We start from the raw sequence: 22,839 nt of genomic DNA, 5'->3' as shown, positions 1-22,839 counted from the left end.
ATTAACAAGTTGGTACATAATTTTGTGAGGCTGATTGTCGCAGGGTTGAACTGGCCTGGGTGCTGCTAAAAGCATGGATAAGGTGGCGAACATGACGAGAGAAAAGCTGTACATACAGCACAGACATCGGCAAGTCGTCTGGTTACGTCGGCCACGGACTGCCACTGCCGTAGAAAACCGCAAGCCAGATCGTCGCTGTGCCGGGGGCAGTCCATTCCACGCGATGGCGGTAATGTGGCGGGATGTCCAGGCAATCGCCCGCTGCCAGCAGGCGGGTGTGCTGTTCATGCTCGAAGCGCAGGCCCGCGGCACCGCTGAGCAGGATTACCCATTCGCCTTCGGCCTGGTCGTACCAGAACCCGGGTGGGCTGGCCTGGCCAGTGGAGACGATGCGTTCCACGCGTACGCCCGGGCGGCTGAGCAGCTCGTCGACACGTTCAGCGCTGGTGGCGGCGCAAGGGGGCAGGTCGGTCAGGAGGTTGTGCAATGTCATGGAATGCCTCGCTCGAAGGGGACTGCTTCCACTATGGACGCGATTTCCAATTGCCGCGCTTCTTGACCCGCCCGGTCGTTTGTAAGAACTTTCCGAGATTTGGAAGGCGGGCAGCAAATGGACAAACTCCTGGCGATGAAAATGTTCGTGGCCACCGTCGATGCCCAGGGCTTTTCGGCTGCCGCGCGCAGGCTTGGGCTGGCGACCTCGTCGGTGACGCGCCTGGTCGATGCCCTGGAAGCCGCGTTGGGCGCCACCTTGCTCAACCGCTCGACCCGCCAGGTCAGCCTGACCGAGGCCGGCGCGCGTTATTACGAGCGCGCCCGGGGTATTTTCGAAGCGTTGGACGAGGCCGATGCCAGCGTCGCCGACCGTGGCGAGGAGCCGGTCGGCGTGCTGCGCCTGTGCTTGCCGGTGGAGTTCGGCAGGCGCGTCATCGCCCCGCACCTGGGGCCGTTCCTGGCGCAGCACCCGGCACTGGAACTGGACATCGACCTCAGCGACCGCCTCGATGACCTGCTCGATGGCCGCTACGACCTGTCGATCCGCCTGGGTGACCCTTCGCCCAACGATGAGCTGGTGTGTCGCCAGCTGGGCCGCTTCGAGCGCTGGCTGGTGGCCAGCCCGGCCTACCTGGCCGGGCGTGATGCGCTGCAGCATCCCCGGCAGTTGCTTGAGCACGCCTGCCTGCGCTTTCGCTATGGCCAGAAAGGCCGCTCCTGGCGCCTGACCCGGGCGCAGGAGAGCCTGGAGCTGGAAGTGAGCGGGCCGTTGCGCAGCGCCAATGCCGACCTGCTGCGCGAGACCGCATTGGCCGGCAGCGGCATTGCACTGCTGGCCGACTGGTTGGTGCGCGAGGACGTGGCAGCCGGGCGCCTGCAGCGGCTGTTCCCTGATTGGCGGGCCAGCCCTGGGGCGGCCAACGACAGCATCAATGCCCTGTACCTGCCCAACCACCGTGGCTCCAGGCGGGTGAACGCGTTCATTCACTTTTGCGAAACGGTACTGGCACAGCGCGCCTAGCGTTGCGCAACACGCAAAAGCCCATTGCGCCAGCGCCGGATTCCCGCTGCCGACGCCGCTGGGTAAGGTGATCGGCATATTCCATCCGTTGCCGAGGAACCTCGCATGAATCCCTCCCTTGCCGCCGCGCAGCCGGCAGCCACCGGCCTGAGCCGAGCCCTGGTCGCACTGCTGGCGTTCTGCTGTGGCGCGATTGTCGCCAACATCTACTATGCCCAGCCCATCGTCGGGCTGATCGCCCCGGACCTTGGGCTGTCCACCGAACATGCCAGCCTGATCGTCTCGCTCACCCAACTGGGCTATGCCTTGGGCCTGTTGCTGCTGGTGCCGCTGGCCGACCTGCTGGAAAATCGCCGGCTGATGGTGGCCACGGCGGTGCTGGCCGGAATCAGCCTGCTGCTGGCAGGCACCAGCAGCAGTGGCCAGGGCCAGCTGTTCCTGAGCTATGCGCTACTGATCGGTTTCAGTTCGGTAGCGGTGCAGATGCTCATTCCGCTGGCGGCGCACCTGGCGCCGGAGCAGCAGCGTGGACGCGTGGTCGGCAACATCATGGGCGGCCTGTTGCTGGGCATCCTGCTGGCCCGGCCGTTGTCGAGCCTGGTGGCCGACCACTTTGGCTGGCGTGCAGTGTTCATCGGCGCCGCCGCGGTCATGCTGGCGATCATCCTGTTGCTGGCGTTGACCTTGCCGCAGCGCCGCCCCGAACACAAGGCCAGCTATGCCGGCTTGATGCTGTCGCTGCTGACGCTGCTGCGCCGTTACCCCTTGCTGCGCCAGCGCTCGCTGTACCAGGCGTTGATGTTCGCGGCGTTCAGCCTGTACTGGACCGCGGTGCCAATGGCCCTGGCCGGTGAACATGGCTTGTCACAGAGCCAGATCGCGGTGTTTGCCCTGGTCGGCGCGGTGGGTGCCGTTGCCGCCCCGCTGGCCGGTCGCCTGGCCGATGCCGGGCATGCCCGGGCTGGCTCGCTGCTGGCGCTGCTGCTGGCGCCGACGGCCCTGCTGCTGGGGCTGACGGCGCCGGGCTACAGCGTGATTGGCCTGGGGCTTACCGGGGTGTTGCTGGATTTCGCCGTGCAGATGAACATGGTGATCGGCCAGCGCGAGGTGTACGCACTGGACCCGGCCAGCCGCGGGCGGCTCAACGCGGTGTACATGACCAGCATCTTCCTTGGTGGAGCGCTGGGCTCGGCGGTCGCCAGCGCAGTGTTCAGCCAGTTCGGCTGGCAGGGTGTGGCGTGGGTAGGGGCTGGGTTACCGGGTGTAGCCTTGGTCATTTTCCTGGCCAAGGCCCGCCGCAACTGAAGAACGACGCGCGCTGCTGCGCAAGTTGCCTGGCTCATCGCCCAAGCGGCAGCGCCACGCCGATCAGGGCGAACAGGCTGCCACAGCAGCGGTTGAAGCCTTTGCCGCCCTTGGCCAGCCAGGGGCGGATGCGAAACGCCAGGCGGGCCAACAGGTATTCGACCAGAAACTCGACGCTGGCAAAGGTCGCCGCCATGACCACGAACTGCGCGAACAGCCCACGCTGCGGGTCGATGAATTGCGGCAGGAACGCACCATAGAACAACAACACCTTGGGGTTGGCCATGGCCGACAGTAGGCCCTGGCGGAACAGGCTGGCATTGCCCAGCCGGGCGCTTTGCCCGGTCAACTCAAGGTGCAAGCCCGGGCTGCGCCACAGCTGGATTCCCAGCCAGATCAGGTAGGCACCCCCCACCCACTTGAGCACGTTCAATACCGAGGCCGAGGCCTGCAGCAACGCGCTGAGGCCGAACATGGCCAGGGCGATCAGGGCGCTGAAGCCGAACACCCCACCGATGATGGTGAACAACGTCCGTCGTGCGCCGTACAAGGCGCCGTGGCTCAGGGCCAGCAGGCTGTTGGGGCCCGGGGTCAGCGACAGGCCGATGCTGGCCAGCAGGTAGATCAGCCAGGTGTCGAGTGCCATGGCGGGATGAGCCTCGTTGAGAAGAAAATAGCGCCAATTGTAGGAGCGGATTTATCCGCGAAGCAGGCGACGTGGAGAATGGCACGGGCTCTGCCGGTATTCGCGACCATGGAGGGATACAACGATGTGAGCTGAGCCCCTCATGCCGAACGGCTGAAACCAGGCTATCTCCGCCTGCCTCATTGCGGGGCCCCGAACACTCCCGTCCAGTAGATGCCCGCATCGCTCTTCGGATCCACCGCGTAGGCAGCCCCCAGTTCGCGGAAGTCCGGGTTCATCAGCGTGGCGCAATGCCCCGGGCTGTCCAGCCAGCCATCGACCACCTTGTGCGCAGTGTCACGCCCTGCAGCGATGTTTTCACCGATCTGCCGGTACAGGTAGCCGGCCAGTTCGGCCCGGTCACCGGGGGTACGGCCATCCTTGTCGATATGGTCGAAGAAGTTCTGGTTGGCCATGGCCCGGGTGTGGTTGGCGGCGACGCCGGCCAGCACGCCGCTCCAGCTCAGCGCCGGTGCCGCGGCAAAGGGTTGGCCTCCGCACTGGCGCGGCACTTTGCGCGCAGCATTGATTTCCTGCAGCACTTTCTGCCCTTCGGCCTGCCAGTCGCCCAGGCGGCCACTGAGCAGCGGCCTGGCCAGCACGATACGCCACTCGCGGCCTTCCTGGCTGACGCCGATATCGACGAACTGCGGGTCGAGCACCACCTGGCAGAAGCTCTCTTCGATGGCATGCATGGCGGCGCGTGCATCGCGCGGCCCCGACAGGCTGATGGCCTGCACATTGACCATGGGGTAAGCGGCGCGGGTCATCGCCTGCTGCAAGTCGCGGGTGCCTTCTGGCGACAACGCCAGGCGGGTATCGCTGTTGAGCGGCGGCAGCTCCAGCGACGCTTCGCCACCGCAGGGCTGGGCCTTGCTGCGGTAGGTATTGATCGAATCGATCAGTTGCGCCTCTTCGCCGGTGGCAGCCAGTGCCCCGGTCGAGACGACCAGGGCCAGCGACAAGGCGGCAACGGATGACAGGACGCGCATGTGGATCTCCCTATGACTGGCAGCGTCGTGGTTTGCGCTGCTCATCCTACACAAGCCCGGGGCTTTTGGCCCGGGATCGTGCAAAGCAATGAAAACGCCGGCAATCGTTGCTGGCGGCAAAAGAGGGAGTAGACCTGCCACCGGCGAAAAAGTGCGATCAGGCGTCGCATTACCCGTGACCAGCCTGGGCGAGTGTCAGCGGGCCAGTGCCTGGTTGGGCTTGTAGAAGAGAAAATGCCGGGTCTGAGCTGTCCTGCGATAGGCTTTGGCCCAGTCCGGGCGGACGTTGCGGTCATGAAAGTACAACGCCCCGCCGGTGGTGTCCTTCAATTGCTGGTTGAGCGCCTTGCGCGCGATCTCCTTGGCAATGCCATAACGCTGCGGTTCCTCGACTTGGTCAGGGCGTCCGTCGCACCACCAGGAGAACTGGCAGGCCTTGCTCTCGACACCCTGCTTGACCACGCCGCAGATGGTGTCCGGGAAGCCCTCGCTGCCCAGACGATTGAGCACCACGCTGGCCACGGCAGCCATGTCTTCGGCGTCGGCGCCCTTGGCCTCCCAGTAAACGGTCCGGGCCAGGCAGGTGATGCTGTCATCCAGTGCTGCCTGGCCCGCCGGGTCCACGGCCTGCGCTTCCGCCGGGGTAAGGGTTTCTGCCTTCTTTGGCGGTGGCGCGTCGTTTACCACCTTGTCCTCGAGCCGCGCGGCCTTGTCTTCGGCGATCGCTGCCTTGGCGGGGTCGGCCGCGTCCAGTGGGCCTGAGAGCAGGGCCAGGCCGGTCAGTATCCAGAACAGGCGCATGAGCGGGCTCCGAACCGTGAGGTGGTTCACAGTCTAGTCAAGCGCAAGCATCAGTACCAAGGGCAACGTTGCAGCGGCTGCCACGGTCTGCAACGCGATGATGGCCGCCATCAGCGGTGCGTTACCGCCCATCTGCCGGGCCATCACATAGGAAGAGGACGCCGTGGGCAGCGCCTGGAACAACACTGCCACCACTGCCGCCTGGCCACCCAGGCCCAGCAAGCGACACAGGCCCCAGGTCGTCAGTGGCATGATCAAGAACTTGAACGCCGATGCGGCCAGCAACGGGCGCAGCTGCTGGCCCAGGCTGGCGCCGCCAAGGGCGGCGCCGACACAGAGCAGGCCCAGCGGCAGGGCCGCCTGGCCCAGCGCCTTGACGGTGGGCTCGATACCCGCCGGCAAGCCCAGCCCACTGGCGCGCAGCAGCAAGCCGCCAGCGCAACCGACGATCAGGGGGTTGGCGAAGATCGCCCGCAATACCGTGGTGGTTGAGCTATGGCGGGCGCTGAAGCGGGCGAACACCAGCACGCAAAGCAGGTTGACCAGGGGCACGATGGCGGCGTTGGCCACCGCGGCCAGGGCGATGCCAGCGCTGCCGTAGATGCCCGCTGCCAGGGTGGCGCCGATGTAGTTGTTGAAGCGGATACCGCCTTGGAACACTGACGTGAAGTCGGCACCATCGTGGTTCATTGCGCCCTGGTACAGTACCAGCAGCACGGCCCCGGCCAAGGTCGAAAGCATCAGCACGCCGACCATGCCGAGCACCGGTACGCCATCGAGGTTGGCGCTGGCCAGGCCGTGCAGAAACAGCGACGGCAACAGCACGTAGTAGCTCAGGCGCTCGGCGCCAGGCCAGAAGCTTTCTGCGAGAAAGCCACGCCGCCGCAGGAACGCGCCCAAGGCAATCAGCAGGATGATCGGTAGCAGGGTGGTCAGCAGCAAGTGGAGCATGGTCAGCGTTCCGTGGTCGGGTACCGGGCAAGATTACGGAGGCTGTTTGATTTATAAAAACGTTGTTTTCTTCATTGACCGTTGAGCAAAAATGCATATTCGCCCAGCCACTGAGTGTGTAAGCGGCCTTGCGTCGCGAAAGGGGTGCGAAGCGCCCCCCAGCGCTTCATCTTCGCCACCACCTTTTTACGGTTCTTTCACGACAAAAGGCCGCCCCTGCACCTGGCGGTCACCCGTAACTTAAGCATCCAACGCAGTCTTCAGCACAGCACTCAAGTGCCGCCGTTGGCTTTTCTGATGCTCCAGCAAGACCACCCGCCGGGTCAGCTGCGGTTCGCCAAACGGCAGGCAGGTCGCTGCTGGCAGGCGGGCAAGGTCTTCATCGGCCATGGGCACGATCGCCACACCCAGGCCCATCACCGCCATGCGCGCCAGGGCTTCCTGGCTATCCAGTTCCATCTGTTCACTCACCTGCAGGTGCTGGCGGCGCAGTTCCTGCTCGATCTGTCGGCCGGCCCAGGCACGCTTGTCGAAGCGCAGGAAGGGCTGGCTGGCCAGCAACTGCGCCACACTGTGCCCGGCCAGCTCGGCGCTGGCGATGGCCCAGAAGCGGTCCTCGAACAAGGGCGTGTAGTCCAGGCTCTGCGGGTAGGGGCTGACCGGTTCGGTGGTAATCGCTGCATCGAGCTCGCCATCTTCCACGCGTCGCGCCAGTTCGGCCGACATGCCCGATGCCACGCTGATGTGCAGCTGTGGGTGGTGCGCCTTGAGCCACACCAGTGCCTTCGGCAAGCGCCGCGCCAGCACCGTGTGGATCGCCCCCAGGCGCAGGCGGCCGCGCAGGCTCGGGCCGCTGGCCAGGGTATCGGCCAGTTCGTCATAGGCAGCCAGGATGGACTCGGCGCGGGCTACCGCCAACTGGCCGGCCTCAGTCAGCGCCACCTGCCTGCGGCTGCGGTCGAACAGTGTCACTTGCAGTTCGTCTTCGAGGATCTTGATGTGCAGGCTCACCGCCGAGGGCGTGAGGTTGAGCAGGTCGGCGGCACGGGCAAAGGTGCCATGCCGGGCGATGGTCACCAAGGTGCGCAGGGCTTTGAGAGACATGCGGGTGGGTCCGGGCTGGTCGGTCGGTGTGGCATTGTCAGGCGCGGCCCTGTTGGCGGCAAGCCAGGACCTTGCTGGCCAAGCCTGCGCCAGCCGCTGCTCAGAGGCTGGCCTCGACCTTGCTGGCGACGTCCGCAGGCAGCCAGGCCTTCCACACTTGGCGGTTATCGCGCAGGAAGGCGAGGGCGGCATCACGGGGTGGGGTACGCTTTTCGCTCATGTCGGCCAGCGCCTTGTTCAACCGATCGATGGGCAACTCGACCTGTTCGAACACGCTCACCAGCTCCGGATAGTGTTGATGAAACGCCTTGGACACCCCGATCGACAATTTCGCCGGCAGCGAACGGCTGCCCTTGGGGTTGGGGTTGCCGGGATCGGTGAGGGTGGCCCAGGCCTGGGCGTCGAACGGCGGTTCTTCCAGGCGTATGAGCTTATAGCGGCCCATCAATGGGGTCGGGTTCCAGTAATAGAACAGCACGGCTTGGCCGCGGCGGATAGCCGAGCCGATCTCGGCATCCATCGCCGCTCCCGAGCCCGTACGGAAGTTGCTGTACAGCGTGTCCAGGCCATAGGCCTTGAGTTTCTGGCTGTTGACGGTTTCCGACGTCCAGCCGCTGGGGCTGTTCAGAAAGCGCCCTTTGCCGGGCGATTCCGGGTCGCGGAAAACCTGCGGGTAGCGCTTGAGGTCCTCGACACTGCGAAGTTCGGGTGCCATGGGCTTCAGCTTGCGTGCAGCGTCGCCTTCGATCACATAGGCGGGTACCCACCAGCCTTCCTCGGCGTTTTTCACGGTATCGCCCAAGGCATACACCTGGCCGGCCTGCTCGGCCTTGACCCATGCGGGGCTGCGCCCGGCCCATTCCTCGGCGATCACCTGCAGGTCGTTACGGGCCAGCGCCACCTCCATGCTGACTGTGCTGCCGGGCAGGGTGTCGGTGGGGTAGCCATAGCCACGCTCCACGATCAGCCGCAGGATTTCGGTGGTCAGGGCGCCGCTTTCCCAGGCTATGGCGCCAAAGTGGATGGGCTCGCTGCGTTCAGCCGAGGCGGCACTGTCGGTACTGGCCAGGCCTAGGGTGAGCAGCAGGCCGGCCAACAGTGTTGGGATCTTCTTCATCCAGGCCCTCGTCGGTTGCCGTTGAGTGGTGCGGCAAGTGTAGACGACCCGCCCGCGTGCCCGGCAACCACGAGGTGGCAGGGCCGGCGGTCATACGCGGAACTGATCCATCAGCGCCTGCTGCTGGTTGGCCAGGCTGTTCAGCGACTGGCTGACCCGCGCCGATTCGTTGGCCTGCCCCGACAGCGATTCGGTGACGTCGCGGATGGTCGCCACGTTGCTGTTGATTTCCTCGGCTACGGCGCTCTGTTCCTCGGCGGCCGAGGCAATCTGCAGGTTCATGTCGGTAATCACCGTCACCGCCTGGCCGATGCGTTGCAGCGCAGTGACCGCCTGGCCAACCTGCTCGACACCACCCTGGGCCTGGCGGTGGCTGTTGTCCATCGCCCCGACCACTTCACGGGTACCGTTCTGCAGCGCCTCGATCACCTGGCGGGTTTCTTCCACCGACTCCTGGGTACGCTGGGCCAGGTTGCGCACTTCGTCGGCCACCACGGCAAAACCACGTCCTGCCTCACCGGCGCGGGCGGCCTCGATGGCGGCGTTGAGTGCCAGCAGGTTGGTCTGTTCGGCGATCGAGCGGATCACCTCCAGCACCGAACCGATCTTCTCGCTGTTCTGCGCCAGGCCTTCGACTTCGGCCATGGCTTCGCTCATGTTGGCAGCCAGCGCATCGATGCTGGTGGTTGTACGCTCGATCACCGCCAGGCCCTCGCGGGTCGCCTGGTCGGCGTCGCGGGCGGCCTGGGCGGCCTGCGCGGCGCTGCGGGCAACGTCCTGGGCGGTGGCGCTCATTTCGTGCGAGGCGGTGGCCACCTGGTCGACCTGGCGATACTGCTGCTCCATGCCAGCGCTGGTCTGCGTGGCAATTGCCGAGGACTGGTCGGCGGTGCCGCGAGCGGCCTGCACCGAGCTCTTGACCTCGGCAATGGTCGGCTGCAACTTGTCGAGGAAGCGGTTGAACCAGCCGGCCAATTCGCCCAGTTCGTCACGCTTCTGGTAGGTCAGGCGGCGGGTCAGGTCGCCTTCGCCGCTGGCAATGTCCTTGAGCATGGCCGCCACGCCGAGGATCGGCCGGGTCACGCCGCGAGCCATCAGCCACACCATCAGCAGGCCGGCCACTGCCGCGGCCAGGCCGAGGCCCAGCTCCAGCAGGGTGCCGCTGGTGTTCAGCGCGTCCAGTTCCTGCTTCAGCGCCTCGGCCGGCCCGGTCAGGGCATCTTCCGGCACGTCCAGCAACACGCCCCATGGCTGGGCATCCGGGATCGGGCGGAACGCTGCCAGCACTTTCAGGCGCTGCTGGTCGTGCAGGGTGGTCAACTTGCCATCGGCCAGCGTGCGTACCAGTTCGGCGCCCTTGGCCGTATCGACCTGGTCGAAGCGCTGGGCCAGCTTGCTGGCATCGGCGCTGTAGCCGGCCAGCAGGCCGACCGGGCTGAGGATACCGACCGTGGTGCGCCCTTCGTACAGGCTGCGGCTGGCCTCCTGGCTCAGGGCCTGCAGGCTGTTGAGGTTGATGTCCACGGACAGGGTGGCGATCACCTTGCCGTCTACCCGCAGCGGGAAGACGATGCTGGTCATCAGGACCTGCTGGCCATCGATGTCATAGAAGTACGGTTCCACCACACAGACCTTGCCGGACGTACGCGGGCAGACCCACCAGGTATTGGCCGGCTGGCCGCTGGGGCCGATCTCGGTGTTGGCCATGTCGGTTTCAGGCAGGGCCATGGAGGTCAGCTGGCCGACCCGCGGCTGCGACCAGTACAGGGCGAAACGCCCGGTAGCGTTGCTACCCAGTTCCGCCTTGCCGGCGAACAGGCTGTCCTTGTTGTCCAGCGCGTTGGGTTCGAATACCAGCGACAGGCCGAGCAGGTCCGGGTTGGCCTGCAAGGCGGCGCGTACCTGGCGGGTCATGTCCTCACGCAGGTCGAAGGCATCGAGAAAGCGCTTTTCGGCCTGTTCACGCAGGAACAGCACCTGGCGGGCGAAGCCAGCGCCGTACTGGTAGGCGTCCATGAACTGGCGGCGGATGTTCAAGGCCTGCACCTCGCCTTGCGATTCGATGCGCGACTGTGCCGACTCGGTCAGCATCTGCATGCTGCTGGCCTTGACCAGGTCCGAGCTGTGGTCCATGCGGTACAGCGACAGGCCGACGAGCAGGGTGACGATGCCGGCCAGGCAGAGACCGGCGAGCAGGGTAATTTTCCACTGGATGGAAAGTTGTCGCAAAGGCATGGGATGGGTCCCTTGTAATAGGAGTGTGGCTGACGTCTGTGTCGGCCAGCGCAGGTTTTTCTTTATTCAAACGTTCAATTTAACCTGCAGGCCCGCGTGGCCCTTGTAGGCGCGGCCTGGTGTCGCGAAAGGGCCGCAACGCGGCCCCAGGATTTCAGCATCAGCAGACGAATGGCTGGGGCCGCGCCGCGCCTCAATCGCGACACCAGGCCGCTCCTGCAAAGCATCGCGCCGGGCATTGGTAATCTGCCGCAGCATGGCGCTTTTGACTTCTGTCGCCCACTGCTTCAGAGTGCCGGCTTTTTTTCTGTCGCAACGAGGTAAGCCAACCATGAATGCAGTGATCGCCGCGGTCGGCATCATGCTGATACTCAGCCTGTCCCGCGTGCACGTGGTCATCGCCCTGATCATTGGCGCCCTGGCCGGTGGGCTGGTCGGTGGCCTGGGTATCGAGGGGACGCTCAAGGCCTTCAACGGCGGCCTGGGTGGTGGTGCCACGGTGGCCCTGTCCTATGCACTGCTGGGCGCCTTTGCCGTGGCCATCGCCAAGTCTGGCCTGGCGCATGCCCTGGCCGACCGTGCCCTGGGCATGATCGAGCGCCAGGGCCATGCCAATGGCGGCAAGGTGAAATGGCTGCTGATCGGCCTGATGCTGGTGGTGGCGGTGTCGTCGCAGAACATCCTGCCCATCCACATCGCCTTCATCCCGCTACTGGTGCCGCCGCTGCTGTATGTGCTGACTCGCCTGCGCATCGACCGTCGGTTGATCGCCTGCGTCATCACCTTCGGCCTGATCACCCCGTACATGTTCCTGCCGGTGGGTTTTGGCAACATCTTCCTCAATGAGATCCTGCTGGCCAACGTCGCCCGCGCAGGTGTCGATGTGAGCGGCGTCAATGTCACCCATGCCATGGCCATCCCGGCCGCCGGCATGCTCGCCGGGCTGTTGCTGGCAGTGTTCGTCAGCTACCGCAAGAAGCGTGACTACGACCTGGCGCGCATCGAGCAGGTAGAGCAGGTGAGCGTGCAGTACAACCCGCTGACGCTGCTGGTGGCCGGGCTGGCCATTGCTGCGGCGTTTGTTGTCCAGTTGTGGCTGGACTCGATGATCATCGGTGCCATGGTCGGCTTCCTGATCTTCTCGCTGTCGGGCATCGTGCGCTGGAAGGACACTGACGACCTGTTCACCGAAGGCATGAAGATGATGGCCATGATCGGCTTCATCATGATTGCCGCCTCGGGCTTTGCCGACGTGATGAAAGCCACCGGCGAGGTGAAGAGCCTGGTGGAAGCGTCGGCGCAGTGGATCAACCACAGCAAGGCTGTCGGTGCGGTGCTGATGTTGCTGGTGGGCTTGCTGGTGACCATGGGCATCGGCTCGTCCTTCTCCACGGTACCGATCCTGGCGGCGATCTTCGTGCCGCTGTGCGTGCAACTGGGCTTCGACCCGCTGGCCACGGTGTGCATCGTGGGTACCGCCGGCGCCCTGGGCGACGCGGGTTCGCCGGCCTCGGACTCGACCCTGGGGCCGACCTCGGGGCTCAACGTGGATGGCCAGCATCACCACATCTGGGACACCGTGGTACCCACTTTCATCCACTACAACCTGCCGCTGCTGGCGTTCGGCTGGCTGGCGGCGATGACCCTGTAGGGCAGGCGTCAGCCCTTGCCGGGTGGCGGCGAGATGCGGTTGAGCACAGTGCTGCCATCCTTGCTGCGGGTCAGGTAGACCGGCAGCACCTTGGGCAGGTTGTTGACCAGGCGCCCCACCTCACGGGTGTTGTAGATGCCGCTGATACGAATGCGGCCGGTGCTGGCGTCGGCCAGCAGCAACGGCGCGTCGAGGTAGCGGTTGATCATCGGCAGCGCCTGCTCCAGGCTCAGGTTGTCGAGCACCAGCTTGCCGTCACGCCAGGCCAGGCTGTTGCCGTAATCGTCGCTCTGTGCCAGCTGCGGCTCGAAGTCGCCCTGGCGATAGCTGGCCTGCATCCCCGGGCCGAGGCGGTAGCCGCCGTCGCTGCCGTCGCTGGAGACCAGTACCGAGCCCTCCACCAACGTCACCTTGACCCGGTCCTGGTACTTCCACACGTTGAACTGGGTGCCGGTGACACGTGTCTGGCCACGGCCGGCATGCACGATGAAGGGGTGGTTGCTGTCGTGGCGCACCTTGAAGAACGCCTCGCCACGCTTGAGCGTGACCTGGCGCTGGTCCTTGTAGTTCAGGTAGGTGAGCTCGGTGTTGAGGTTGAGCTGCACCGTGCTGCCGTCGTTCAGTTCCACGGTCTGCATGCGCTCGCCGGCGGCGAAGTGCTGGTAGTGGTTGGGCAGCCAGCCTTGTTCCCAGCCCAGCCAGCCGGCCAGCGGCAGCACTGCCAGGGCGATGGCGGCAGCAGAGGCGAATGGCCGCCAGCCACGCGGGCGCGCCGGGTGCTGAACGGGCGCGTTGAAATCGATGACGGTGGCGGTGCGTGGCAGCAGGTCGGCGGTGTGCCAGATCTCCAGCATTGCCTGGTATTCCTCGGCATGCTGCGGGTCGGCCGCCAGCCAGCGGCTGAACGCCTCGCGCTCGGCCAGCGTGCAATCCTCGGCATGCAGGCGCATGCACCAGTGCGCGGCGGCGTCGGTGATGGCATCGTCTGGGCTGGGGTTGCGGCGGTCGTGGTTCATTGCGGCTCCGGGTTTTGCGCATTCTACCCTTGGCGCAGGGCTCCGGAGAACCGCGGTAATGGCGAGTGATTCTCTGTTGTGCCGGTTTTTCGTCGGATTGGCAACGGTTTTCCAGCGTTTGAGAACCCTTCGCGGCAGGAACCCGTTCCACCTGGTCGCCACCGCCGGCAAGCCGGGCTCCTACAGGGCCTGCCTGTGGGAGCCGGCTTGCCGACGCTGAGGGCGGGCGGGGCGATCAGAATTGTCCGGCGGTCATCCCATAAAGGCTGGCGCTCCCTGCACGAATACTCGCGTCCAGGCCCAAGCCACGCGGCAGGACGCGCTGGAAGTAGAACTCCGCACAGGCCAGCTTGGCCGCATGAAACGCATCGTCCTCGTCACGCTTGGCCAACGCCACCGCGGCCATCCGCGCCCACATGTAGGCATACGCGGTCAGCCCGAACAGCTGCAGGTATTCCACCGCCACGGCACTGACCAGGTTGGGCTCCTCGCCAGCGCGCGAGCGCAGCCAGGCGCTGGTTGCTTCCAGGCGTGCCAGGCTCGCTTGCAGGGCTTCGCGGTGCAGCGGCGCGTCGAGGCTGAAGGCACGTACCTCGGCAGCAAAGCTGGCCAGTGCCTGGCCGCCGTCGGCCAGCACCTTGCGCCCGAGCAGGTCGAGGGCCTGGATGCCGTTGGTACCTTCATAGATCTGGGCGATGCGCACGTCGCGCACGCGCTGCTCCTGGCCCCATTCACGGATGTAGCCATGGCCACCATACACCTGTTGGCCGAGCACACAGCTTTCCAGGCCGTTGTCGGTGAAGAATGCCTTGGCCACCGGCGTCAGCAGTGCCACCAGGCGCTGGGCGTGCTCGCGTTCGCCGGCGTCGTCGGCGTAGCGCGCCAGGTCCAGCTGTTGGCCAACGTAGGCGGCGAACGCCCGGCCACCCTCGGTGAGGGTGCGCATGGTCAGCAGCATGCGCCGCACATCAGCATGCTGGATGATCGGGTCGGCCACCTTGTCCTTGGCTTGCGGGCCGCTGGCTGCGCGGCTTTGCAGGCGTTCATTGGCATAGCGGGCGGCGCTCTGGTAGGACGCTTCGGCACAGCCGATGCCCTGCAGGCCGATGGATAGGCGCTCGTAGTTCATCATGGTGAACATCGCGGCCAGGCCCTTGTTCGGCTCACCCACCAGATAGCCGACCGCACCGTCGAAGTTCATCACGCAGGTGGCCGAGGCCTTGATGCCCATCTTGTGTTCGATCGACCCGCAATGCGCGGGGTTGCGCCTACCCAGGCTGCCATCGGCCTCGACCAGGTACTTGGGCACCAGGAACAGCGAGATGCCTTTGGCACCGGCCGGCGCATCAGGCAGCTTGGCCAGTACCAGGTGGATGATGTTCTCGGTCAGGTCCTGCTCGCCGCCGGTGATGAAGATCTTGCTGCCACTGATGCGATAGCTGCCGTCGGCCTGGGGCTCGGCGCGGCTGCGGATCAGCCCCAGGTCGGTGCCGGCATGAGGCTCGGTGAGGCACATGGTGCCGGCCCAGCGGCCTGCGTAGAGGGGTGGCAGGTAGGTGGCCTTGAGTGCTTCGCTGGCGTGGGCATCGATCGCCAGGCAACTGCCGGCGCTCAACGCCGAATACAGGCTGAAACTGCAGTCGGCGGCATAGAGCATTTCCTCGAACAGCACGCCGAGCATTTTCGGCATGCCCATGCCGCCATGCTCGGGGTTGCCACCCAGGCCGACCCAGCCACCTTCGCGGTAGGTGTGCCAGGCCTCGCGGAAGCCATCGGGGGTGGTGACGGTGCCGGCCGCGAAATGCACGCCCTGCTCGTCGCCGTTGCGGCTGAGCGGGGCGATCAGCTGGCCGGTGACCTTGGCTGCTTCCTCGAGGATGGCATCGGCGGTTTCGGCGTCGATGCGCTCGGCCAGGGCGGGCAGGCGGGCCCACAAGGCGGGGGCGTTGAACACATCATGCAGGACGAAGCGCATGTCGCGCAGGGGGGCGGTGTAGGTGGTCATCGTGTGCTCTTGGAAGATTGAGGTTGTCTGTGCGGGCCCAACCACCGGCCAGCTGCCACAGGCATTGCACAAGGCTCGAGGCTTGTATCAACCCTGTGGCAACTGGCTTGCCGGCGATGAGGCAGCTGCGGCTTCAGAGGGCCTTGGCCCGGTCGCGCAGCACGTACTTCTGGATCTTGCCGGTGGAGGTCTTCGGCAATTCGCCGAACACCACGGTCTTCGGCACCTTGAACCCGGCCAGGTGCTCGCGGCACCAGCCGGTGATGTCGGCCTCGCGGGTATCTTCGCGGCCCGGCTTGAGGGCAACGAAGGCGCACGGGGTTTCCCCCCATTTTTCATCCGGGCGCGCCACTACTGCGGCTTCCAGCACGGCCGGGTGCTTGTACAGGGCGTCTTCCACCTCGATGGTAGAGATGTTTTCGCCGCCGGAAATGATGATGTCCTTGAGCCGGTCCTTGATCTCGACATAGCCGTCGGCATGCCACACGGCCAGGTCACCGGTGTGGAACCAGCCGCCACGGAAGGCTTCGGCGGTCGCTTCGGGGTTCTTCAGGTAACCCTTCATCACGGTGTTGCCACGCATGAAGATCTCGCCCAGGGTGTTGCCGTCGCGCGGTACCGGCTCGAGGGTCTGCGGGTCGGCGACCATCAAGCCGTCGAGGGTCGGGTAGCGCACGCCCTGGCGCGACTTGATCCGCGCGCGTTCTTCCAGCGCCAGTTGGTCCCATTCGTCATGCCAGGCACACACGGTCACCGGGCCGTAGACTTCGGTCAGGCCGTAGGTGTGGGTCACCTGGATGCCCATTTCCTCCACGGCGCCGATCACCTTGGCGGGTGGTGCGGCGCCGGCGACCATGGCCTGCACCGGGTGGTCGATGGCCGCCTTGGCCGCCTCGGGCATGTTGACCAGGGCGTTGAGCACGATCGGCGCGCCACACAAGTGGCTGACCTGGTGTTCGCGGATCAGGTTGAGGATCTTCTGCGGGTCGACCCGGCGCAGGAAAACGTGGGTACCGGCCAGCGCGGTGATGGTCCACGGGTAGCACCAGCCGTTGCAGTGGAACATCGGCAGGGTCCACAGGTACACCGGGCGGTGGCCCATGGCCCAGGTCATCTGGTTGCCCAGGGCATTCAGGTAGGCGCCACGGTGGTGATAGACCACGCCCTTGGGGTTGCCGGTGGTGCCGGAGGTGTAGTTGAGCGAGATCGCCTGCCACTCGTCATCGGGCCATTCCCAGGCAAATTCCGGGTCGCCTTCGGCGAGGAAGGCCTCGTAGTCGAGCTCGCTGAGCGCGCGGCCTTCGCCATACTCGGGGTCATCCACATCCACCACCAGGGGCGGGTGTTCGAGCAGGGCCAGGGCAGCCTCGATGACCGTGTGGAACTCGCGGTCGGTAATCAGCACCTTGGCCTCGCCATGCTGCAGCATGAAGGCGATGGCCTCGGCATCCAGGCGCACATTCAGCGTGTTGAGCACAGCGCCGGTCATGGGCACACCGAAGTGGGCCTCGAGCATGGCCGGAATGTTCGGCAACATCACCGCCACGGTATCGCCGCGGCCGATACCCCGGCCGGCCAGGGCGCTGGCCAGGCGTCGGCAGCGCTGGTAGGTTTCCTGCCAGTTGCGGCGGATGGCACCGTGGACCACCGCAGGATAATTGCCGTAAACGGCAGCGGTGCGTTCGATGAAACTCAGCGGGGTGAGGGCGACATGGTTGACGGCAGCGGGCATCAGGCCCTGGGCATAGATCGACATGCGGTAATCCTGTAGGGGAGGCAGGCGCAGCCAGTGCGCTTGGCCCCCGGTGGCTGATTGTTAGCTCTGATCAGGGTGCAGGGTGACGGACGGTGGGCCGTTACCCTTGTCGCTGTTTTACGCGAGTCGCTATGGTATTAGGAATATCGACTATAGCAATATAGTAAAACTACTATAACAACGAGCCGCTCATTTTGGACAAGACCGCCTACCCCTTGCTTGCCAAGGACCCTCAGCCCAGCCTGATGCTCTGCGCCGATGCCACGCCGCTGGCGCTCAACCCGGCGTTACAGGCGTGGCTTGATGAGGGTCCCGCACTGGCCAGCTGGCTGCCAGCCAACTGTGCCTCCCTGGTGCGCGCCTGCCTGCGCCAGCACCGGGCGATTGCCGACGTCGAGGTACAGGTTGGCGAGCGCATCGTGCTGTGGAACTTCATCCCCGACGATCAGGGCCAGCAAGTGCTGGCGCGTTGCCGCGACGCCAGTGACGAGCGCCACGGTGCGCGCGAGGCCAGCCGCGCCCGGCGCCTGTACCGGTTGATCATCGAGAACACCACCGACCTGATCTCCAGGCACAGCCCTGATGGCCGTTTTCTCGATGCCTCGCCGGCGGCCTTCCGCCTGCTCGGGCTGTGGCCCGAGCAATTGCGTGGCAGGCCGGTGCATACCCTGCTGCACCCGCGCGAACGTCGCCAGGTGCTGCGCCAGGCCGCCGCTGCCCTCGACCAGGACGGCTACCACACCATGACCTGCCGGGTGCGCCAGGCCGCAGGCGGTTACCGCTGGTTCGAGATCGCCAGCCGGGCCATCCGCGAAACCTATACCGGCGCAGTGGTCGAGGTGGTCAGCGTGTCCCGCGACATTACCTTGCGTATCGAGGCCCAGGAGAGCCTGGCGCACAGTGCCCGCTTGGCCACCCTGGGCGAGCTGGCGTCGGGTATAGCCCACGAGATCAACCAGCCATTGGCCGCGGTGGTCAACTATGCCAATGCCAGCCAGCGTTACCTGCAGGCTGTGGCACACGACCCGCAGGCGCGCGAGCGGGTTGGGCAGGGCCTGCAGCGCATCAGCGAGCAGGCCACCCATGCTGCCGAGGTGATCCGCCGCCTGCGCGCCTTCCTGCGCAAAGGGCCGCGCCGCCTGCAGGCACTGGACGTGGCCGAGGTGGCCGGTGAAGCCATGCGCCTGTGTGCCTGGGAAGCTGCGCGCGACCAGGTGCTGGTCGAATTGCGCATGAGCGCGCAACTGCCCTCGGTGTACGCCGACCGGGTACTGCTGGAGCAAGTGCTGCTGAACCTGCTGCGCAATGCCATTGATGCCAACCGCGAGCAGCACGGCGAGCGGCCGTCGCGTATCCTGCTGAGCGCTGCGCGCGATGGCGACGGCGTGCTGGTAGAAGTGGCCGACCAGGGGCCGGGCGTGGCCCCCGAGCGGCTGGATGAAATCTTTACCCCTTTCACCACCAGCAAGGCCGACGGCCTGGGCCTGGGTTTGAGCATGAGCCGCAGCCTGATCGAAGGCTTTGGCGGCAGCCTGTGGGCGCGGGCCGGTGACAAGGGTGGTCTGGTGTTGTGCTGCCGCCTGGCGGTCAGCAGGGGATGAGGGGAGGCGTGGTGCAAGCGAAAGTGTATGTGGTCGATGACGACCAGGGCATGCGGGATTCGACGGTGTGGTTGCTGCAGTCGGTAGGTTTGCAGGCACTGCCGTTTGCCAGCGGGCAAGCGTTTCTTGATGCCTGCGTTGATGACGGGCCGGCCTGTGTGCTGCTGGATGTGCGCATGCCGGGGTTGGGTGGGTTGGCGGTGCAGCAGGCGATCCGCGAGCGCGGCCTGGCGCTGCCGGTGATCTTCGTCAGTGGCCATGCCGATGTGCCGATCGTGGTGCGGGCGTTCAAGGCTGGCGCCTGCGATTTCATCGAAAAGCCGTATAACGATCAGTTGCTGCTCGACAGCGTACAGGCTGCGCTGGACCAGGCCGGGCGGGCGCGTCAGGACGATCAGGCGCTGGCTCAGGTGCAGGCGCGCGTCGATGCCCTGACGCCGCGCGAGCGCGACGTGTTCGTGCCGTTGGCGCAGGGTTTGAGCAACCGTGAGATTGCCGAACGGCTGGGGGTCAGCGTGAAAACCGTGGACTTGTACCGCGGCCGGGTGATGAAGCGCTTGCAGGCGCAAAGCCTGGCCGAGCTGGTCGGTATTGCCATTGCCTGCGGGGCGGTGCAGGCATTGGGCCTGCGAGCCTTGTAGGAGCGGCCTTGCGTCGCGATGGGCCGCGCAGCGGCCCTGGATCTGTGTTGCGGCACAAACTGTTGGGGGCCACTTTGTGCCCCATCGCCACGCAAGGCCGCTCCTGCACAGGCCGCGAATCGGGCGAAATCATGAAATATTTCATAGCTTGCTAATCAAAGCTTTGACATTCACTGCCTAAGCAGTAATATTTTTACACACTTACCCGAGCAGTCGCTGATGGCCCATTTCACCCCAGACAACTTCCAGACCTGCGCCATCGGCATGCTGCTTGGCCGTGCGGCAATCCTCAAGGACCGCATCCTCGACTGGCACCTCGAATCCGAAGGCGTCACCGCCGCACAGTTCAAGGTGCTGATCATCGTCACTCAGTACCAGGTGGATACCCCGGCCGAATTGTGCCGCTACCTGGGCCTGGACAGCGGTTCGATGACGCGCATGCTCGACCGCCTCGAGCAGAAGGAGCTGATCGTGCGCACCCGTTGCGCCGACGACCGTCGCCAGGTGCGCCTGGCCTTGACTGCCGACGGCCAGCGCCTGGCCGACCGGCTGCCGGAAATCGGCGCCGCCGCCATGAACGAGTTGTGCGGCGCGCTCGACGGCGAAGAGCTCAAAGCCCTGGAAGGCCTGTTGGCCAAGGTGTTGCTCGCTGCCGGCGACCCGTTGACGATCCGCCGCTTCGGTGATCGTTGAACCCTGTCACGAATTATCCAAGGTACTGTCATGGCCACTTCCGCAGACACCCCGTCTCCCTCCGCAACGCCCGAGCCCTCGCGCAAGCGCAAGGCCTGGCTGCTTGGCCTGTTGTTGCTGGTGATCCTGGCTGCCGCAGGCGCCTGGGCCTGGTACAGCCTGGTCGGGCGTTGGCACGAAAGCACCGACGATGCCTACGTCAACGGCAACGTGGTGGAAATCACCCCTTTGGTCAGCGGCACGGTCACCAGTATCGGCGCCGATGACGGCGACCTGGTGCATGCTGGCCAGGTGCTGCTGCAGTTCGATCCGGCCGACAGCGAAGTGGCCTTGCAGTCCGCCGAAGCCAGGCTGGCGCGCAGCGTGCGCCAGGTGCGCGGCCTGTACAGCAACGTCGACTCGCTCAAGGCCCAGCTGGAAACCCGCCTGGCCGAACTGCGCAAGGCCCAGCAGGACTTCAACCGGCGCAAGGTGCTGGCCGACAGCGGCGCCATTGCCGCAGAAGAGCTGTCCCACGCCCGCGACGACTTGAGCGTGGCCCAGGCCGCCGTCAACAGCGCGCGCCAGCAGCTCAGCACCAGCAGCGCGCTGGTCGATGACACCGTGGTGTCCTCGCACCCCGAGGTGATGGCTGCCGCCGCCGACTTGCGTCAGGCGTACCTCGACCATGCCCGTACAACCCTGGTGGCACCGGTGACCGGCTACGTTGCCAAGCGTACCGTGCAGCTGGGCCAGCGCCTGCAGCCCGGTACCGCGACCATGGCGGTGATCCCACTGGACCAGGTGTGGATCGATGCCAACTTCAAGGAAACCCAACTGCGCGACATGCGCATTGGCCAGCCGGTGCAGATCAGCGCCGACCTGTATGGCAGCGAGGTCAAGTACAGCGGCACGGTCGACAGCCTTGGCGCCGGCACCGGCAGCGCCTTTGCCTTGTTGCCGGCGCAGAACGCCACCGGTAACTGGATCAAGATCGTTCAGCGGGTGCCGGTACGCATTCATCTCAGCCCCGACCAGCTCAAGCAACACCCGCTGCGTATCGGCCTGTCCACCGTGGTCGAGGTCGATCTGCACGACCAGAGCGGCCCGGCACTGGCCCAGCAGCCACCCCAGCAGGCCAGCTATACCACCCAGGTCTATGACCGTCAGCTGGTCGAAGCCGACAACCTGATCGCCCGGCTGATCCACGAGAACAGCGCAACCGGCAAGACGGCGCAGCGATGAGCAATACTGCTGCGGCCCAGTTCACCCCGCCAAGCCTGCTGCTGACCACCATCGGCTTGTCGCTGGCGACGTTCATGCAGGTGCTCGACACCACCATTGCCAACGTGGCCCTGCCGACCATTTCCGGCAACCTGGGGGTCAGCTACGAGCAGGGTACCTGGGTCATTACCTCGTTCGCGGTGAGCAACGCCATTGCCTTGCCGCTCACTGGCTGGCTCAGCCGGCGGTTTGGCGAAGTGAAGCTGTTCATCTGGGCCACACTGCTGTTCGTGCTGGCCTCGTTCCTGTGCGGGATTGCCCAGTCGATGCCGGAGCTGGTTGGCTTTCGCGTGCTGCAGGGGGTGGTGGCCGGGCCCTTGTACCCGATGACCCAGACATTGCTGATTGCGGTGTACCCACCGGCCAAGCGCGGGATGGCCCTGGCGTTGCTGGCGATGGTGACCGTGGTGGCGCCGATTGCCGGGCCGATCCTCGGCGGCTGGATCACCGACAGCTACAGCTGGCCGTGGATTTTCTTCATCAACGTACCCATCGGCCTGTTCGCCGCCGCCGTGGTGCGCCAGCAGATGCGCAGCCGGCCGGTGGTCACCAGCCGCCAGCCGATGGACTACATCGGCCTGCTGACGCTGATCATTGGCGTCGGTGCCTTGCAGGTGGTGCTCGACAAAGGCAACGACCTGGACTGGTTCGAATCGTCGTTCATCGTCACCGGCAGCCTGATTTCGCTGGTGTTCCTGACGGTGTTCGTGATCTGGGAGCTGACCGACCGTCACCCGGTGGTGAACCTGCGCCTGTTTGTGCACCGCAACTTCCGGGTTGGCACCCTCGTGCTGGTCGGCGGTTATGCGGGGTTCTTCGGCATCAACCTGATCCTGCCGCAGTGGTTGCAGACGCAGATGGGCTATACCGCCACCTGGGCGGGCCTGGCGGTGGCGCCGATCGGCCTGCTGCCGGTGATCATGTCGCCGTTCGTGGGCAAGTACGCACACCGTTTCGACCTGCGTGTGCTGGCGGGCCTGGCATTTCTGGCGATCGGCGCCAGCTGCTACATGCGTGCCGGCTTCACCAATGAGGTGGACTTCCAGCACGTGGCGTTGGTGCAGCTGTTCATGGGCATTGGCGTGGCATTGTTCTTCATGCCGACCTTGAGCATCCTGCTATCCGACCTGCCGCCGCAGCAGATTGCCGATGGCTCCGGGCTGGCAACCTTCCTGCGTACCTTGGGCGGGAGTTTTGCGGCGTCGTTGACCACCTGGATCTGGATTCGTCGGGCGGACCAGCACCATGCCTACCTGAGTGAACACATCAGCCAGTTCGACCCGGCGACGCGGCATACCCTCGAGCAGTTGGGCGGGGCCAGCCCGCAAAGCTATGCGCAGCTGGAGCAGATGCTGAACGGCCAGGCCTACATGATGTCGACGGTGGATTACTTCACCCTGATGACTTGGGTATTTGCCGGGTTGATCCTGCTGGTGTGGTTTGCCAAGCCGCCCTTTACCGCCAAGGCGGGGCCGGCTTCCGCGGGGCATTGAAGCGTCCGGGTGCC

20 protein-coding genes and 1 pseudogene are annotated in these 22,839 nt (G+C 65.5%); 8 read left to right on the top strand and 13 right to left on the bottom strand.

The genetic code is table 11. The annotated features are described in order from the left end of the window. Positions 1-142: 142 nt before the first annotated feature. Positions 143-493 (bottom strand): cupin domain-containing protein, encoded by a 351-nt coding sequence (locus tag HU763_RS13380; protein WP_186685657.1) that lies wholly within the window; start codon positions 491-493, stop codon positions 143-145. A gap of 117 nt (positions 494-610) precedes the next feature. Between HU763_RS13380 and HU763_RS13375 the strand changes: the two genes are divergently transcribed. Together HU763_RS13375 and HU763_RS13370 are read left to right on the top strand one after the other, a co-directional pair. Beyond that, positions 611-1,516, top strand: a complete 906-nt coding sequence (locus HU763_RS13375) for a LysR family transcriptional regulator (protein ID WP_186685658.1) — start codon at positions 611-613, stop codon at positions 1,514-1,516. A gap of 105 nt (positions 1,517-1,621) precedes the next feature. Next, positions 1,622-2,821 (top strand): MFS transporter, encoded by a 1,200-nt coding sequence (locus tag HU763_RS13370; protein ID WP_186685659.1) that lies wholly within the window; start codon positions 1,622-1,624, stop codon positions 2,819-2,821. 34 nt (positions 2,822-2,855) lie between these two features. Here the strand turns inward: HU763_RS13370 and HU763_RS13365 are convergent, their stop codons facing one another. The 9 genes and pseudogenes from HU763_RS13365 to HU763_RS13330 all read right to left on the bottom strand — a co-directional run bounded on the left by HU763_RS13365 (position 2,856) and on the right by HU763_RS13330 (position 11,069). After that, positions 2,856-3,467, bottom strand: a complete 612-nt coding sequence (locus tag HU763_RS13365) for a LysE family translocator (RefSeq protein ID WP_186685660.1) — start codon at positions 3,465-3,467, stop codon at positions 2,856-2,858. A gap of 179 nt (positions 3,468-3,646) precedes the next feature. After that, a complete protein-coding gene (locus tag HU763_RS13360; RefSeq protein WP_186685661.1) occupies positions 3,647-4,498 on the bottom strand; it encodes a CAP domain-containing protein in 852 nt (283 codons plus the stop codon). Positions 4,499-4,693: 195 nt separating this feature from the next. Further along, on the bottom strand, positions 4,694-5,299 hold the full coding sequence (locus tag HU763_RS13355; RefSeq protein WP_186685663.1) for a cell wall hydrolase: 606 nt from the start codon (positions 5,297-5,299) through the stop codon (positions 4,694-4,696). Between the two features lie 33 nt (positions 5,300-5,332). Beyond that, positions 5,333-6,250: an AEC family transporter gene (locus HU763_RS13350; RefSeq protein ID WP_186685666.1), complete on the bottom strand. Its 918-nt coding sequence runs from the start codon at positions 6,248-6,250 to the stop codon at positions 5,333-5,335. Between the two features lie 240 nt (positions 6,251-6,490). Next, the gene (locus HU763_RS13345) at positions 6,491-7,354 is read right to left on the bottom strand and encodes a LysR family transcriptional regulator (RefSeq protein ID WP_186685668.1); all 864 of its coding nucleotides are present in this window, start codon (positions 7,352-7,354) and stop codon (positions 6,491-6,493) included. A 100-nt stretch (positions 7,355-7,454) separates the two neighbouring features. Continuing rightward, positions 7,455-8,471 carry an ABC transporter substrate-binding protein gene (locus HU763_RS13340; protein WP_186685669.1) on the bottom strand — a complete coding sequence of 339 codons (1,017 nt, stop codon included), beginning with the start codon at positions 8,469-8,471 and terminating at the stop codon, positions 7,455-7,457. 90 nt (positions 8,472-8,561) lie between these two features. Next, the gene (locus tag HU763_RS25075) at positions 8,562-9,317 is read right to left on the bottom strand and encodes a methyl-accepting chemotaxis protein (RefSeq protein WP_414707184.1); all 756 of its coding nucleotides are present in this window, start codon (positions 9,315-9,317) and stop codon (positions 8,562-8,564) included. 102 nt (positions 9,318-9,419) lie between these two features. Further along, positions 9,420-10,385, bottom strand: a pseudogene (locus HU763_RS25070) (methyl-accepting chemotaxis protein); the annotation flags it as partial. Between the two features lie 387 nt (positions 10,386-10,772). After that, the gene (locus tag HU763_RS13330) at positions 10,773-11,069 is read right to left on the bottom strand and encodes a hypothetical protein (RefSeq protein ID WP_186685671.1); all 297 of its coding nucleotides are present in this window, start codon (positions 11,067-11,069) and stop codon (positions 10,773-10,775) included. Here HU763_RS13330 and HU763_RS13325 point away from each other — a divergent pair. Next, on the top strand, positions 11,038-12,357 hold the full coding sequence (locus HU763_RS13325; protein ID WP_170030213.1) for a Na+/H+ antiporter family protein: 1,320 nt from the start codon (positions 11,038-11,040) through the stop codon (positions 12,355-12,357). The genes HU763_RS13330 and HU763_RS13325 overlap by 32 nt on opposite strands. 8 nt (positions 12,358-12,365) lie before the next feature. Here HU763_RS13325 and HU763_RS13320 read toward each other — a convergent pair whose 3' ends face one another. The 3 genes from HU763_RS13320 to HU763_RS13310 form a co-directional block, all read right to left on the bottom strand. Beyond that, the gene (locus tag HU763_RS13320) at positions 12,366-13,373 is read right to left on the bottom strand and encodes a FecR family protein (protein WP_186685672.1); all 1,008 of its coding nucleotides are present in this window, start codon (positions 13,371-13,373) and stop codon (positions 12,366-12,368) included. 235 nt (positions 13,374-13,608) lie between these two features. Next, positions 13,609-15,378: an acyl-CoA dehydrogenase C-terminal domain-containing protein gene (locus HU763_RS13315; protein ID WP_186685673.1), complete on the bottom strand. Its 1,770-nt coding sequence runs from the start codon at positions 15,376-15,378 to the stop codon at positions 13,609-13,611. A gap of 133 nt (positions 15,379-15,511) precedes the next feature. Continuing rightward, the gene (locus tag HU763_RS13310; protein WP_170030210.1) at positions 15,512-17,134 is read right to left on the bottom strand and encodes an acyl-CoA synthetase; all 1,623 of its coding nucleotides are present in this window, start codon (positions 17,132-17,134) and stop codon (positions 15,512-15,514) included. A 194-nt stretch (positions 17,135-17,328) separates the two neighbouring features. On the opposite strand from HU763_RS13310, the gene HU763_RS13305 reads away from it, so the two are divergent. The 5 genes from HU763_RS13305 (at position 17,329) to HU763_RS13285 (ending at position 22,825) form a co-directional block, all read left to right on the top strand. Continuing rightward, positions 17,329-18,735, top strand: coding sequence for a sensor histidine kinase (locus tag HU763_RS13305; protein ID WP_170030209.1), 1,407 nt, complete (start codon positions 17,329-17,331; stop codon positions 18,733-18,735). An 8-nt stretch (positions 18,736-18,743) separates the two neighbouring features. Next, a complete protein-coding gene (locus HU763_RS13300) occupies positions 18,744-19,376 on the top strand; it encodes a response regulator transcription factor (RefSeq protein ID WP_186685674.1) in 633 nt (210 codons plus the stop codon). Positions 19,377-19,595: 219 nt separating this feature from the next. After that, a complete protein-coding gene (locus HU763_RS13295; RefSeq protein WP_170030207.1) occupies positions 19,596-20,069 on the top strand; it encodes a MarR family winged helix-turn-helix transcriptional regulator in 474 nt (157 codons plus the stop codon). 30 nt (positions 20,070-20,099) lie between these two features. Further along, positions 20,100-21,293 carry an HlyD/EmrA/EmrK family protein gene (locus HU763_RS13290; RefSeq protein WP_170030206.1) on the top strand — a complete coding sequence of 398 codons (1,194 nt, stop codon included), beginning with the start codon at positions 20,100-20,102 and terminating at the stop codon, positions 21,291-21,293. Beyond that, positions 21,290-22,825, top strand: coding sequence for a DHA2 family efflux MFS transporter permease subunit (locus tag HU763_RS13285; RefSeq protein ID WP_186685675.1), 1,536 nt, complete (start codon positions 21,290-21,292; stop codon positions 22,823-22,825). Before HU763_RS13290 ends, HU763_RS13285 begins: the two co-directional genes overlap by 4 nt. Positions 22,826-22,839 lie beyond the last annotated feature (14 nt).

This window comes from Pseudomonas anuradhapurensis (genome assembly GCF_014269225.2).
GTDB lineage: Bacteria > Pseudomonadota > Gammaproteobacteria > Pseudomonadales > Pseudomonadaceae > Aquipseudomonas > Aquipseudomonas anuradhapurensis.
The sequence above is the reverse complement of the archived record's forward strand: the minus strand, read 5'-3'. Positions and strand labels throughout refer to the sequence as shown.